This is a genomic window from uncultured Pontibacter sp. (genome assembly GCF_947502515.1).
Taxonomy (GTDB): Bacteria; Bacteroidota; Bacteroidia; order Cytophagales; family Hymenobacteraceae; genus Pontibacter.
The window spans coordinates 434,863-447,356 of the sequence record NZ_CANNAI010000004.1; the positions used below are offsets into that span (position 1 = coordinate 434,863).

8 protein-coding genes are annotated in these 12,494 nt (G+C 52.6%); 3 read left to right on the plus strand and 5 right to left on the minus strand.

Annotation, left to right across the window (positions count from 1 at the left end):
- The first annotated feature begins 13 nt into the window (after window positions 1-13).
- Window positions 14-3,346: a maltose alpha-D-glucosyltransferase gene (gene treS / locus Q1A54_RS13160; protein ID WP_299988886.1), complete on the plus strand. Its 3,333-nt coding sequence runs from the start codon at window positions 14-16 to the stop codon at window positions 3,344-3,346.
- A complete protein-coding gene (glgB, locus tag Q1A54_RS13165) occupies window positions 3,339-5,693 on the plus strand; it encodes a 1,4-alpha-glucan branching protein GlgB (protein WP_299988889.1) in 2,355 nt (784 codons plus the stop codon). The genes treS and glgB overlap by 8 nt, the downstream gene beginning before the upstream one ends.
- A gap of 108 nt (window positions 5,694-5,801) precedes the next feature.
- Here glgB and Q1A54_RS13170 read toward each other — a convergent pair whose 3' ends face one another.
- Window positions 5,802-6,401: a DUF2179 domain-containing protein gene (locus Q1A54_RS13170; protein ID WP_299988892.1), complete on the minus strand. Its 600-nt coding sequence runs from the start codon at window positions 6,399-6,401 to the stop codon at window positions 5,802-5,804.
- Between the two features lie 34 nt (window positions 6,402-6,435).
- Complete coding sequence (locus Q1A54_RS13175) at window positions 6,436-7,518, minus strand: mechanosensitive ion channel domain-containing protein (protein WP_299988895.1); 1,083 nt, start codon at window positions 7,516-7,518, stop codon at window positions 6,436-6,438.
- Between the two features lie 284 nt (window positions 7,519-7,802).
- Here Q1A54_RS13175 and Q1A54_RS13180 point away from each other — a divergent pair, with 284 nt between their 5' ends.
- Window positions 7,803-10,010, plus strand: coding sequence for a bifunctional alpha,alpha-trehalose-phosphate synthase (UDP-forming)/trehalose-phosphatase (locus tag Q1A54_RS13180; protein WP_299988898.1), 2,208 nt, complete (start codon window positions 7,803-7,805; stop codon window positions 10,008-10,010).
- A gap of 77 nt (window positions 10,011-10,087) precedes the next feature.
- Here the strand turns inward: Q1A54_RS13180 and Q1A54_RS13185 are convergent, their stop codons facing one another.
- The 3 genes from Q1A54_RS13185 to xseA are packed head-to-tail and all read right to left on the minus strand — an operon-like array spanning window position 10,088 to window position 12,133.
- Window positions 10,088-10,294 carry a hypothetical protein gene (locus Q1A54_RS13185; protein ID WP_299988901.1) on the minus strand — a complete coding sequence of 69 codons (207 nt, stop codon included), beginning with the start codon at window positions 10,292-10,294 and terminating at the stop codon, window positions 10,088-10,090.
- Window positions 10,295-10,311: 17 nt separating this feature from the next.
- Window positions 10,312-10,578 carry an exodeoxyribonuclease VII small subunit gene (gene xseB / locus Q1A54_RS13190; RefSeq protein WP_007656098.1) on the minus strand — a complete coding sequence of 89 codons (267 nt, stop codon included), beginning with the start codon at window positions 10,576-10,578 and terminating at the stop codon, window positions 10,312-10,314.
- Window positions 10,571-12,133 (minus strand): exodeoxyribonuclease VII large subunit, encoded by a 1,563-nt coding sequence (gene xseA / locus Q1A54_RS13195; RefSeq protein WP_299988905.1) that lies wholly within the window; start codon window positions 12,131-12,133, stop codon window positions 10,571-10,573. The genes xseB and xseA overlap by 8 nt, the downstream gene beginning before the upstream one ends.
- Between the last annotated feature and the right edge of the window lie 361 nt (window positions 12,134-12,494).

The window sequence follows — 12,494 nt, forward strand, 5'->3', positions numbered from 1 at the left end:
CCGAAAAAACTATATGGCAGAAGACAACACCCTTCTCGACGACAACATTCACTGGTACAAAGATGCCATCATCTACGAGCTGCACATCAAGGCCTTCATGGATGGTAACGGCGACGGCATTGGCGACTTCAAAGGGCTCATGCAGAAGCTCGATTACCTGGAAGAACTGGGAGTAACCGCTATCTGGTTATTGCCTTTCTATCCTTCGCCGCTCAAAGACGACGGCTATGACATTGCCGACTACTTCAGCATCAATCCGAGCTACGGCACCATGCAGGATTTCAAGCTGTTTGTGAAGGAAGCGCATCGCCGGGGGCTGAAGGTGATTACCGAGCTGGTTATCAACCACACCTCCGATCAGCACCCTTGGTTCCAGCGGGCACGCCGCGCCAAGAAGGGCTCCAAACACCGCGATTTTTATGTGTGGACCGATGACCCAACCCAGTACAAGGACGTTCGCATTATTTTCACGGACTACGAACCGAGCAACTGGACCTGGGACCCAGTGGCTGGCCAATACTACTGGCACCGCTTTTTCCACCATCAGCCTGACCTGAATTACGACAATCCGGAGGTGCAGAAAGAGGTGTTCAAGACGCTGGACTATTGGTTCGACATGGGCGTGGATGGCTTCCGTCTGGATGCCGTGCCTTATCTGTTCGAGCGTGACGGCACCAACTGCGAGAACCTTCCGGAGACACATGAATTCCTGAAAAAACTGCGGGCGCACGTCGACAAAAAATACGAAGGCAAGCTGTTGCTGGCCGAGGCGAACATGTGGCCGGAAGATTCGGCTTCCTACTTCGGTGACGGTGACGAATGCCACATGAACTACCACTTCCCGATCATGCCGCGTCTGTTCATGTCCGTGAAGATGGAGGACCGCTACCCGATCATCGATATTTTTGACCAGACACCGGCTATACCTGAAACCTGCCAGTGGGCCATGTTCCTGCGCAACCACGACGAACTCACACTCGAGATGGTGACCGACGAGGAGCGCGACTACATGTACAAGGTATACACCCGTGACCCACTCGCCAAGATCAACTTAGGTATACGCCACCGCCTGGCGCCACTGCTGGGCAATGACCGCGCTAAGATAGAGCTCATGAACGTACTGCTCTTCTCCATGAAAGGCACACCCGTTGTGTATTATGGCGACGAGATAGGTATGGGCGATAACTACTACCTGGGTGACCGCGACGGCGTGCGTACCCCGATGCAGTGGAACGATAACCGCAATGCCGGCTTCTCGACGGCCAACCCGCAGAAGCTATACCTGCCCGTGATCATCGACCCGGAGTACAAGTACGAGTCGGTGAACGTGGATACGCAGCAGCACAACGCCAACTCACTGCTTTGGTGGATGCGACGCGTCATCAACATGCGCAAGCGCTACAAGGCTTTCGGCCGTGGAGAGATTCGCTTCCTGAATCCGTCTAATGCCAAAGTGCTGGCCTTTGTGCGCTCTTACCAGGACGAGAACATCCTGGTTATTGCCAACCTGTCGCGCTTCCCGGAGGCAGTGGAACTGGACCTGCCGGAGTTCAGGGGCTATGTGCCGGTGGAGGTGTTCAGCAAAAACAAATTCCCGCAGATAAAAGAGGAGAACTACGTGCTCACAATGGGCGCGCATGGCTACTACTGGTTTGAGCTGCAGCCGCAGGAAGTGAGCGGTCGCGAAGGCCTCGACATGAAGAAGCCGGCCATGCAGCTGCCATCACTGAGCCAGCCTATACCTGCCCGGGCACTCAAAACACTCGAGAGCAAGGTGCTGCCACCATACGTGATGAACCGTCGCTGGTTTGGGGGCAAGGCCCGCACGATACAGCGTATGCAGGTGGTGAGCAACATGCCGATGACGGCGGGTCGCTTTGCCGCTTCGCTGCTGTTCATTGAGGTGAGCTACAACGAAGGACTGCCGGAACTGTACCAGTTGCCAATCGCCTTCGCGGTCGGTGAGCAGGAAGAAGAACTCATTGCCAGTCAGCCGAACAGTGTGATAGCCCGTGTGACCATGGACGGAAAAGAGGGTATTCTGTATGATGCCGTTTACTCTGAGGACTATCGCCAGCTTTTGCTCAACCTGATGGCCAAGCGCAAGAGTATCAAGGTGGATAGCGCTGAACTAGTGGGAACGGGTAACCGCTCTATTGCCGCCAAAATAAAGGAGATCGGGCACACGCTCTCTTCCAAAATACTGGGGGCTGAGCAAAGCAACACCTCAGTGCTGTACGACAACCAGTTCTTCCTGAAGGTATACCGCAAACTCGACCGCACACTGAACCCTGACGTGGAGATTGTACAGGCGCTTACGGAGAAGGAATTTCCGAATGTGCCGATGTACCTGGGCTCCATAGAGCACGAGGAAGAAGGCAAAACGCCGATGGTGCTCGTGATGCTGCAGGAACTGGTGCCGAACCAGGGCGATGCCTGGGTATACATGGAGGATTCACTCAAGCGATTCTTTGAACGTCTGCAGACACACAAGGAGCACATCGAGCAAATTGATACGACAGGTACGCTGGCAAAACCAGTGCCTTTTTCAGAAGCGCCGGAGCACATGCAGCTGCAACTGGGAGGTGCGTCCGTAGAACGCATTGAGTTGCTGGGGCAACGCACCGCCGAGATGCACCTGGCACTATCCGACATGGTTACCTCGAAGGACTTTGCGCCGGAGGACTTCTCGCTGCACTACCAGCGCTCGCTTTATTCGTCACTCACCTCCTTGGTGCGCAGCAACTTTGACAGCTTGCGCAAGCACCTGCCTAACCTGCCGGATGCCGTGCGGGCCGAGGCGGAGGAGGTACTGCAAATGCGACAGGAGGTGCTCGAGCGGCTCAAGATGATCTTCCGCCGCAAGATCAACACCATGAAGATCCGCACGCACGGCGATTACCACCTGGGTCAGGTGCTGTTCACGGGCCGCGACTTCATCATCATTGACTTCGAAGGCGAGCCAGCCCGCTCTTTCAGCGAACGCCGTCTGAAACGCTCCTCGCTGCGGGACGTGGCCGGTATGATCCGCTCGTTCCACTATGCGGCTTATAATGCGCTGTTCCAGCAGGACAGCTTCCGCAAAGAAGACGGCGACTACCTGGAGACCTGGGCAGAGCAATGGTACCACTACGCCAGCGGTTTCTTTATGCATACCTACCTGGGTATAACCAAGGGTACAGGCGTAGTGCCTGAAAACGAAGAAGACGTAGAGGTGTTGATGGAAACCTTCTTGCTTGAGAAGGCGATCTATGAACTGGGATATGAACTGAACAACCGTCCGGATTGGGTGCTCATCCCGATCAGGGGCATAAAGTACATCATGAAGAAATATCAGAATGGCTAAGAAAAAGGAACAGGAGAACACACAGCAGAACCCGATGGCGGGAACAAGTATGGAAACCGGGCCCGGCGCAGCCATGAACGATGGCACGGCCACAAAAAAGGCTGGAGGCAGAAAGAAAAGCAAGCAAGAAGGTATAGCCACTGTGGAAGTGCAGTCCGGTGCTGCGGCGGCTCCTGCCAAAAGGGGCAGACCGCGTAAATCGGACAGCTCCGAAATGGGAGAGGCTGCGCAGGAGGTAATGGTGAAGCCAAAGCGGGGACGTGCAGCCAAGGCTACGACACCCAAAGCAACGACCACTGCTGAGGAAACAAAACCAAAACGAGGCAGGTCTACCAAGTCGGTGACGCAGCAACAGGAGGTAGAGGCACAGGAGACGGGCTTGTCTACCACGCCTGCACCTGTGATGGAGCAGCCGCATCAGGAACAGACCGGGCAGGTTTATTACGACATCAGCCGCCTGTCAGAGTTTGATATTTACCTGTTCCGTGAAGGACGTCACTTCAACCTGTATGAGAAGCTGGGTTCACACCTGATGGAGCGACAGGGCACGAAGGGAGCATACTTTGCAGTGTGGGCCCCGAATGCCGAGCAGGTTTCCGTGATGGGCGACTTCAACTCCTGGAACCGTGAAAGTCACCATTTGCAGGCGCGGGCTGACGGCTCAGGTATATGGGAGGGCTTTGTGCCGGATGTGCAGGCCGGGATGTTGTACAAGTACCACATCCGGTCACGCTACCACATGTACCATGTTGAGAAGAGTGACCCCTTTGCGCTGCGCCGTGAAAAGCCGCCGCAAACCGCTTCGGTCGTGCACGAGCTGCACCACAGCTGGCAGGACAACGACTGGCTGGAGCAGCGAAAGTCGCGCCATGGCCAGCCACAACCATATTCCGTGTACGAGCTGCACGTGGGTTCATGGCGTCGCAAGCCCGAGGACAACAATCGTCCGCTGACTTACCGTGAACTCGCCGAGGAGCTGCCTGCTTATGTCAAGAACCTGGGCTTTACGCATGTGGAGTTTATGCCGGTGATGTACCACCCTTTCAGTGGTTCCTGGGGATACCAGATCACAGGTTACTTTGCAGCGGCCAGTATGTATGGCTCTCCTGAAGATCTGATGTGTCTCATCGATGCCCTGCACCGCGAAGGCATCGGCGTGATCATGGACTGGGTGCCCTCGCACTTTCCGTCCGACGAGCATGGTCTGGCCTATTTCGATGGTACGCACCTGTTCGAGCACGCCGACCCGCGAAAAGGCTATCATCCGGACTGGAACAGCTACATCTTCAACTACGGTCGCAACGAAGTGCGTTCTTTCCTAATCAGCAACGCCCTGTTCTGGCTTGATAAGTACCACGTGGACGGGCTGCGTGTGGATGCCGTTGCATCGATGCTATACCTGGACTACAGTCGCAAACATGATGAATGGATTCCAAACGAATTTGGCGGGCGTGAAAACCTGGAGGCGATCTCTTTCCTGAAAGACTTTAACCATGCCGTGCATGAGCAGTTTCCAGATACCTTGACCATTGCCGAAGAGTCTACGGCGTGGCCGCAGGTGACAGGCAAAGTAGAGGACGGCGGACTTGGCTTCGACATGAAATGGATGATGGGCTGGATGCATGATACGCTCACATATTTTTCCAAAGATCCGATCTACCGCAGGCACCACCAGGGCGATATCACGTTTAGTATCATTTACGCCTTCAGCGAGCGTTTCATGCTGCCGCTCTCACACGATGAGGTAGTACACGGCAAAGGCGCTCTAATCCGTAAAATGCCGGGGGATGAATGGCAGGCTTTCGCCAATTTACGGGCGCTCTATACCTACATGTATGCCCATCCGGGGGCGAAACTGTTGTTTATGGGCGGAGAAATAGCCCAGAGCAGTGAGTGGAACCACGACAGCAGCCTGGACTGGCACCTTTTGGAGTTTAAGTACCATGCCGGCATTCAAGAGCTTATACGCGCACTAAACCATACCTACCGTGATCAGCCTGCTCTCTATAGCAAAGCCTTTGACCCATCAGGCTTCGAGTGGATCGACTTTAACGATGCGCATAATAGTGTGATGAGTTTCCTGCGCAAGGGTGACCGTCCTGAAGACCAGCTGTTAGTAGTTTGCAATTTCACTCCAGGCGTGCACGAGCACTATCGCTTAGGTGTACCGACCGGAGGCAATTGGGTGGAGGTGTTCAATAGTGATGACGGCCATTTTGGTGGCAGTAATTTCCACAACCATGGTACACTGCAGGCTATACCTGATTCTTTCCACGGGCATGATTACTCTGTCGTGCTGAAGTTGCCGCCTATGGCGGTGGTGTATTTTAAGTATCAGCCGGCCTAGTCTTATATGATTGGATTGGTTTGAAGCCAATGAAAAAGAGAGCGTCTGTTCTGATTGAACAGACGCTCTCTTTTTGTGCTCAGGTATAGCTAAGCTTCCCCAAGTTATTTATTTCCCCTTCCGCAACGGGAAAAGTCTCCAGATGCCGAGTCTATGCTTGCCTTCCTCTTCCGGCATTTCTGTTTCTGATACAGACCGCACGTCTTCAATCGAGTAGAATGCGTTGGGGTTGTAGTCGCGGATGATCTGGATAACCTCCTGTAGCTTCTTGCGCTTGACGATCATGAAAAGCAGGTTCACTTTGCCGCGGGTGCCTTTGGCGTCGAGGGCGGTGAGGCGGTAGCCACGGCCGGCCAGGCGGTAGATTAGTTGCTCCCCTGAGTCGACGGTGATGACACGCACTACTACCTGACCGAGTGCCAGTTTCTGCTCAATGCGAAGGCCCAGGAAGTTACCGGTTGCAAAGCCCGCTGCCCAAGCGAAGTAAGAGGCAAAATTGCTCAGGTTTTGCATCACCTGTGTAATGGCTACCAGCCAGATGAGCACTTCAACGAACCCCAGCAAAGGGGCAATCACTTTGTCGCCTTTCGAGATGAAAACGATGCGCAGGGTGCCCAGCGTAACGTCCATAATACGGGCCAGAAATATAAGTACAGGTATAATGACCCAATTGACGAGTTCAGGGTCAATTCCTTTGAAGTAATCCATGTTTTGGTTTATCCTTTGGCAAATGTGTAAGCTGTTACTGTGTTCGGTCAGAAATGGTTTCCTGATTCAGGGAGGCCCGGATTTTAGGCAGAGCTTCCGGGTGGTGCTCCTGTATAAAGGTAATAAGTTTTTCGCGGATATGGCACCTTAAATCCCAAGCTGCGCCGGAACTGGGGGCACTCACCATCACCCGCAGCTCCAGGGTACGCTCTTTGGCATCGGTTACCTGCAGGTTTTGTACCTGGCGGTCCCACAGCGGCGTATTTTCGAGGATGTGAGCCAGCTCAGCCCGTATTTTCTCGATAGGGGCACGGTAGTCCAGGTATAGGTGTACTGTGGCCAGGATGTCGGAACTGCTGCGGGTCCAATTCTGGAAGGGCTTCTCGATAAAGTAGTTGAGCGGCAGCACCATGCGGCGGTTGTCCCAGATACGCAGGACCACATAAGTCAGCGTAATTTCCTCTACCCGGCCAAACTCACCCTCAAGCACCAGCACATCGTCAATGCGAATGGGCTGTGAGAAGGCAATCTGCAAACCGGCCAGCAGGTTGGACAAGGAGCGTTGGGCTGCAAAACCTACGATGATGCCCGCTATACCTGCCGACGTCAGCATACCGGTGCCCAGCTTGCGAACCGGCTCAAAGGACAGCAACATGAGCGAAATAGTGATGAAACTAATTAACACCATAGACAGCTTTTTGATAAACTGCAGCTGTGTGATCAGGCGCCGCTCCCGTATATTGTCTTCTTTGGTGATGTTATACCTGAGCCGCACCATATCTTGCACCACAAACACCAAATGCAGCAGAATCCAGCCAAATCCGGCAATGTTCAGCAGTTCGATCAGGCGTCTGAAAAAATAGTACTGATCAGGCGTAAAAGGTGTGGAACTGAGCACAAAAGCGGCAAAGAGCAGCGGTATAAAAAAGGTGAGAGGTCGGTCAAGGTGGCGCGTAACCGAGGCCATCAGCTGTGGGCTGGTCTTGCGGTTATAAAGATTTAGCAGCCAGAAGAGCAGCACTTTCACCAGCAGTCCTACCAATATGGCAACACCCATGATCAGTAATCCGAGTGCAAGATGATCCAGTTCAGCTAAAAATTGAGATAATCGTTGCATAAGCTAAAAACAGTCAGGTTTAACGTCCTGTGAACGCCTCTCACATACGCTTATTCAGCAAGATGGGTATCTCCTGCCAGGTAAATGCTTCTGTGTCAGGAGGGGATTTTTATTTAATAGAAAAATGACTATATAGTTAAAACGTGCATGCAACTATATCCGTATGATATAAAGACTGCCTGTACCACAAATAGGCGGAGAATTTTTTTGAATCCGGACACTGAATGCTGTTGGACCACACCCTGGGCTAGCAGCTGCAGAAGCCTGACATAAGGTATAATCACATGGCAAAATTGATTATTGTATCAAACCGACTCCCTGTAAAGCTACAGGAAAGCGAAGGTCGGCTTGATTTTAAACCGAGTGAGGGAGGCCTCGCAACGGGGTTAGGCTCTATCTACAAAAAGAAGAACAACCTTTGGATTGGCTGGCCTGGCATGGTAGTAGAAGATGAGACGCAACAGCAGCAAATCATCGACAACCTGAACGGGCAGAACATGCACCCCGTCTTTCTTTCCGATAAAGAGATAAAAGAGTTTTACGAGGGCTTCAGCAACGAAACGCTGTGGCCTACTTTCCACTACTTCAGTCAGTATGCAATATATGAACAGCAGCTTTGGGAAACCTATGTAGAGGTAAACCAGAAATACTGCGACGAGCTGGTGAAGGTGGCCGAGCCAGACGATACGATCTGGGTACATGACTACCAGTTGCTGTTGCTGCCTTCTATGCTGCGCGAAAAACTGCCGGATAGCACCATTGGCTTCTTTCAGCATATTCCTTTCCCATCTTACGAAGTTTTCCGCCTCCTGCCCTGGCGCAAAGAGTTGCTGGAAGGTATGCTGGGCTCCGACCTGATCGGCTTCCATACCTACGACGACATGCGCCACTTCCTGAGCTCCGTCAACCGACTGGTAGGCTACGGCAGTACGCATGGTTGGATCAACACCGGCAACCGATCCCTGCTAGTAGACTCTTTCCCGATGGGGATAGACTATGAAAAGTATGAGCATACGGCTGAAAGTGAGGAGGTTAAGAAGCGGGAAAAGATCTACCGCAACAACCTGCATTCCAAAAAGATAATACTTTCTATCGACCGCCTGGACTACTCCAAAGGTATACCGCAGCGCCTATTAGCGTTTGAGCTGTTTTTGGAGCGCTACCCGGAGTTTCACGAGAAGGTAACACTGGTAATGCTGGTGGTTCCGTCGCGCGATGCCGTGGAGAAGTATAAGGAACTGAAAGAGGAGGTGGATGAACTGGTAGGCCGCATCAATGGCAATTACAGCCACATGAACTGGAATCCGATCCAGTATTTCTACCGCTCTTACCCACTGGAGACGCTTTCTGCCTTCTACCGCATGGCCGACGTGGCGCTGGTAACCCCTATGCGCGATGGCATGAACCTGGTATGCAAGGAGTATGTGGCCAGCAAGCTCGACCAGAAAGGCGTGCTGATCCTGAGCGAGATGGCGGGTGCTTCGAAGGAGCTTTCAGAGGCCTTGCTCATTAACCCGAACGATATCAACCAGATGGTGGAAACGCTGCATACGGCCCTGACCATGCCGGAAGAAGTGCAGCAGCAGCATATGCGACACATGCAGGAGTCGCTGCGCAGGTATAACATCCACCACTGGGTGAGCATGTTCATGGACCGTCTCTCTTACGTGAAGATCAAGCAGCTGTCTATGGCTACTACCTACCTCGACGAGGCGACCTACCAGGAGCTCAGCAATTCCTACGAAGAGGCAAGTTCCCGCCTGTTCTTCCTCGAGTACGACGGCGCCCTGGTCGACTACCACAACCGCCCGCTGATGGCCGCCCCAGACGAAGATCTGCTGGAACTTTTGCAGGTGCTGAGCAGCAACTCTAAAAACAGGGTAGTAGTGATAAGTAGTCGTGAAAAGGACAACATGCAGCGCTGGTTGGGTCACCTGAACATCGACCTTATAGCAGAGCACGGGGTTTGGATAAAACAACGCGGCACCGGCTGGCAAACCATGACCAGCCTGATCGACGACTGGAAGAGCGATATTCGCCTGATCCTGGACCTGTACGTGGACCGTACCCCGGGCTCGTTTATCGAAGAGAAAGAGTACTCGCTGGTTTGGCATTACCGCCGCGTAGAGACAGGTTTGGGTGAGTTACGTGCTCGTGAGTTGGTGAGCCACCTTAATTTCCTCGCCACTAACAGCAATCTGCAGGTGCTCGACGGACAAATGGCTGTGGAGATCAAGGCGCAGGAGGTGAGCAAAGGTAAAGCAACCAGCTACTGGCTCAACATGTACCCGCACGACTTCGTGCTGGCCATTGGCGATGACTGGGGTGATGAAGATATCTTCAAAGCCATGCCGCGAGAGGCCTATACCGTCAAGATTGGCAATACACACTCCGTAGCAAAGTACCACCTTGATAGCTGCGAAGAAGCTCGCAAGCTCCTATCACGGCTAATTGGGCTGAAGCAGAAAAAGCTTCCGAAAGAATTGTTGTAAATAGATTATAGTGAAACAAGTAAGCCCCGGCTGTTTTAGAGCAGCTCGGGGCTTTTTGTATCTGCTAAAGGTATAGCTTATTCCTGTGACTGGTTGTCAGTCTTCCTGCTATACCTGCGGTAGCTGAATACCAGTGAAATCAGTACCAGTACGTTGGCCACCAGTCGCATGTATACATGCTGGTTAAGTACAGAGGTCAGCGAATCCGTAAAGTCAATGTTCGTCAAGTTGTAAATGATCAAACCTATCAGCAGGATGATCAGCACGAGGGCAAATTTCTTCATGGGCTGGTTGGCTATACCTACTGAAACAAAGTACCACTGCCTGCACTGCCTTTCTCAGACTTCGAAGCCGGTTCTTCACAGTTCTCCTCATTGAACACCTGGTTGATGGCGTTCTCGGCGTTGCGCAGCTTGTCTTTGCAGAATTTGATCAGCAGGGAAGAGCGCTGCACCTTCTGGGTGAGTTCATCCACATCCACTGAGTCACTTTCGATGGCACGCAAGATCTCCTCCAGTTCCTGGGTAGCCTCGCGGTAAGTCATTTTGTTTATGTCTTTGTTATTCATTTTCGTCTTTGTTTACAACTAAACTATGCACCTTGCCGTCCTGCAGGCGCGTCTCGATCACATCTCCCTCTTTCACCTGCCCGATGTGCTTGATGATCTTGCCATTGATCAAGGTCAAGGTATAGCCACGCAGCAAAAGTTTCTCCGGATCGTTCGCCTGAATGCGCATCTCCAGCATATCTAGCCGGTGGCTGTCGGAGCTGAGTTTTTTCTGGGCGCTATACAGCAGGCGGTCACTACACTTCACAAAGCTGAGCTGACTTCGCTTCTGTTTGTCTTTGGCTTCAGTTTCAATGCAATGCACGAGCTTATTCAGGTCCTGCTCCTTCATGTGCAACCAGCGTTGCCCTATGCCTTCCACACAAACGGTGAGCTCGCTTAGTTCCTTGCCGCGCAGGTGCAGCAGGTCTTTCGTATAAGCCTGCAGCAACCTCTCAGAGTTCAGCAACTGGTGCTTCTGGTTTTCGAGAAAGCTCTTTGGTTTGAGTAGCAGACTTTTAGAGAAATGTTCCAGCTGTTCCCTGTTTTCCTGCAGATAGCCATTGGTCAGGTTCGATATTTTCAGGCTCTGCCGTTCCAATTTGTCAGCAGTGAGACGTATTTGCTGGCTGGCGAACATATAAATGCTGTCAAACAGCCCCTCCATTTCCGTTTCGAAAGAACGTGCTTTGTCTATCAGGTAATTGGCAACAGCCGTCGGAGTTTTCTGGCGGGTATGGGCCACGAGGTCGGCAATGCTTTCGTCGCGCTCATGGCCTATACCTGTTATCACAGGTAGGGGAGCGTTGCCAATAGCAGCGGCAACTTTATAGTCATCAAAACAACCCAGATCCGTTTGTGAACCCCCGCCGCGGATGATCACAATGGCGTCGAACAGATGGCTATACCTGGCAATCAGGTCCATGGCTTTGGTGATGGAGGCCGGTGCCTCGTTCCCCTGCACCGTCGCCGGGAAAAGCCGTGTGTCGAAGGTATAGCCGTAGCTGTTGTTTTCGAGCTGATGTATAAAATCCTGATAGCCCGCCGCCGTCGCCGACGATACAATGGCCAGTTGCTGCGGTACCAGTGGCATTTCCAGCTCCTTGTTTGCCGTCAGCAGTCCCTCGGCCTCCAGGCGCTTCAGGGTTTCCTGCCGCTGCCGTGCCAGATCGCCGATGGTATAGTTGGCGTCGATGTTGATAATGTCGAGGCTCAGGCCGTAGAGTTCATGGAAGCGCACCTGCGCCTGGAAGAGTATTTTGAGTCCGGCCTTGAGCGGCTGCCCTGTCTTCTCTTCGAAATAGCGTCCCAGCATTTGAAAACGGCTGCTCCAGATCGTGGCCCTGGCTTGCGCTTGTATGGCACCGCGCGGGTTATCGCCTTTATCGACTAGGTTGAGGTAGCAGTGCCCCTTGCGCCGGTCCGGCGTTACCTGCGAAACCTCTGCCACCACCCAGTAACTCTCCGGGAACGCCAGCTCCAGTTCCTCCCGGATCTGCTGGTGCAGTTCGAAGAGCGAAAGCGGAGCGTTGAACTCCTGAGTAACCGAAGTTTGGCTGAAATAAAACTGGGCCATGGGCAGGGTGAAGGATCTAAACCCGAAGATAGTGGTTTTGGGGGAAAGTTATTATGACTAAGTAGGGTTTTATCCTATTCGTTGATGTTGTCTTTTTTATAAAGGGTTATTAGTCAATTAGTATTGTTTATAGTGTTCTTTACTGGCTTTGTATTATAGCTTCGCCTGTGCGGCGGGCACTGTTTGCCCTGGCCGGGCGGGCCCTACTTTTTTTCTTGATAAAAAAATCGAGGGCCCCTACCCCCAGTAAGCAAAAAAATCAAGACTCCCCAAACTCGCTGAACGCTCGAACAGTGGGTAGTCATTTGGGCGCACCTGGCACTTGAGTCTGTTTCATAGTTTCAGTGCGAGTTAGTTTTTC